The following is a 269-nucleotide window of genomic DNA, read 5'->3' as shown; positions in this document are numbered from 1 at the left end:
ATCATACCCAGTTCGTCCCGCGAGTAGCTTTGCTTCGAGCACATCGTTGCTATCAAACACGTCATATACAACTTTAATACCACTTTCTTTCTGAAAATTTTCTATCGTATTTTCGGCGATGTAATCCGACCAGTTATAGAAAAATACGTCTTTTTTCTCGGCTACAGCTGACGATGCAAAAATGCCTAGAACGCAAGCGGAAGTAAGTGTTTTTAGTGCGTGTAACTTTGCGATCATGTGAGTGGCCTCTCTTTAAATATCACTACAGC

1 pseudogene is annotated in these 269 nt (G+C 40.9%); it reads right to left on the bottom strand.

Annotation, left to right across the window (positions count from 1 at the left end):
• Positions 1-237 (bottom strand): annotated as a pseudogene (locus A3762_RS04375) (spermidine/putrescine ABC transporter substrate-binding protein PotF); the annotation flags it as partial.
• Between the last annotated feature and the right edge of the window lie 32 nt (positions 238-269).

The sequence above is a fragment of the Oleiphilus sp. HI0125 genome (genome assembly GCF_001635355.1).
The sequence above is the reverse complement of the archived record's forward strand: the minus strand, read 5'-3'. Positions and strand labels throughout refer to the sequence as shown.